The 1,829-nt window shown below is 65.5% G+C and carries 2 protein-coding genes; both read right to left on the reverse strand.

The features are described 5' to 3' along the window. Positions 1 to 1,382 (reverse strand): NAD(P)(+) transhydrogenase (Re/Si-specific) subunit beta (locus tag G6N74_RS30385; protein ID WP_165121721.1); only part of this gene is annotated, 1,382 nt, incomplete at its 3' end. Position 1,383: 1 nt separating this feature from the next. Further along, positions 1,384 to 1,812, reverse strand: coding sequence for an NAD(P) transhydrogenase subunit alpha part 2 (locus tag G6N74_RS30390; RefSeq protein WP_091915374.1), 429 nt, complete (start codon positions 1,810 to 1,812; stop codon positions 1,384 to 1,386). Positions 1,813 to 1,829: the final 17 nt, after the last annotated feature.

Raw genomic sequence — 1,829 nt, forward strand, 5'->3', positions numbered from 1 at the left:
ACGATTTCCTCGGTCATCTTCTTGGCGTCGCCGAGCAGCATCATGGTGCCGTCCTTGTAGAACAGCGTGTTGTCGATGCCGGCGTAGCCGGAGCCGAGCGAGCGCTTGACGAACAGGCAGGTGCGGGCCTTGTCGACGTCGAGGATCGGCATACCGTAGATCGGCGACGTCTTGTCGTCGCGCGCCGACGGGTTGGTGACGTCGTTGGCGCCGATGACGTAAGCCACGTCGGCCTGTGCAAACTCGGAGTTGATGTCTTCGAGCTCGAAGACCTCGTCGTAGGGCACATTGGCCTCGGCCAGCAGCACGTTCATGTGGCCCGGCATGCGGCCGGCGACCGGATGGATGGCGTATTTCACTTCGACGCCGGCAGCCTTCAGCTTGTCGGCCATTTCGCGGACCGCATGCTGCGCCTGTGCAACCGCCATGCCGTAGCCCGGCACGATGATGACCTTCTGCGCGTTCATCATGAGGTAGGCGGCATCGTCTGCCGAACCCTGCTTGACCGTGCGCTCGATGCCGTCGTCGGCACCCGCTGCCGCCGTCTCGCCGCCGAAGCCACCGAGAATGACCGAGATGAAGGAGCGGTTCATGCCCTTGCACATGATGTAGGACAGGATCGCACCCGACGAACCGACCAGCGCGCCGGTGATGATCAGCGCCAGATTGCCGAGCGTGAAGCCGAGAGCAGCCGCTGCCCAACCCGAATAGGAGTTGAGCATGGAGACGACAACCGGCATGTCCGCACCGCCGATCGGCACGATCAGCAGCACGCCGAGCGCCAGCGAAGCGACCACGATCAGCCAGAACAGCGTGTAGCTCTGTGTCGTGACGAGAAGGATGATCAGCACCACCAGCGCAATGCCGAGGGCGGCATTGATGAAGTGGCGGCCGGGCAGCATGATCGGCTTGCCCGACATGCGGCCGTCGAGCTTGAGGAAGGCGATGACCGAGCCGGTGAACGTGATGGCGCCGATGGCGACACCCAAGCTCATTTCGACCAGCGCCTGGCCGTGAATGGCCCCGACGGTGCCGATACCGAAGCTTTCCGGCGCATACATGGCCGCAGCAGCGACCATGACCGCGGCCATGCCGACGAGCGAGTGGAAGGCGGCGACAAGCTGCGGCATCGAGGTCATGGCGATGCGGCGCGCGGTGATCGCGCCGATGCCGCCGCCGATGGCGAGGCCGACGACGATCAGGCCGAGCCCGCCGATAGACGGCGTGGCCAGAGCCAGCGTCGTGACGATGGCGATGCCCATGCCGATCATGCCGTAGGTGTTGCCCTGGCGGCTGGTCGTCGGATGCGACAGGCCGCGCAGCGCCAGGATGAACAGGATGCCGGAGACGAGGTAGAGGAAGGAAGCGAAGTTGGCGTTCACGTCACTTGTCCTTCTTCTTGTACATGGCCAGCATGCGCTGGGTGACGAGGAAGCCGCCGAAGATGTTGACCGAGGCGAGCACCAGGGCGACGAAGCCGAAGCCCGTCGCCAGGCCCGCTGCCGAGATGCCGACGGCCAGAAGCGCGCCGACCACGATGACCGACGAGATGGCGTTGGTGACGGCCATCAGCGGCGTATGCAGCGCCGGCGTCACCGACCACACCACGTAGTAGCCGACGAAGATCGCCAGCACGAAGATGGCGAAGCGGAAGACGAAGGGGTCGATCGCCCCGCCGGAGACGGCATGGGCGACGCCACCCGCCGCATCGGCGGCCGCCGGCGCGTTGGCCAGATCCTGCACGCCGAGCCGCACCGCGGCCACGGCCTGGTCGAGCTGGTCGAGCGCTTGTTGAAGAGCGGTCTTGTCCATCACGCATCCCCCCTGTT

This window comes from Mesorhizobium zhangyense, from assembly GCF_011045115.1.
Lineage (GTDB): Bacteria > Pseudomonadota > Alphaproteobacteria > Rhizobiales > Rhizobiaceae > Mesorhizobium_M > Mesorhizobium_M zhangyense.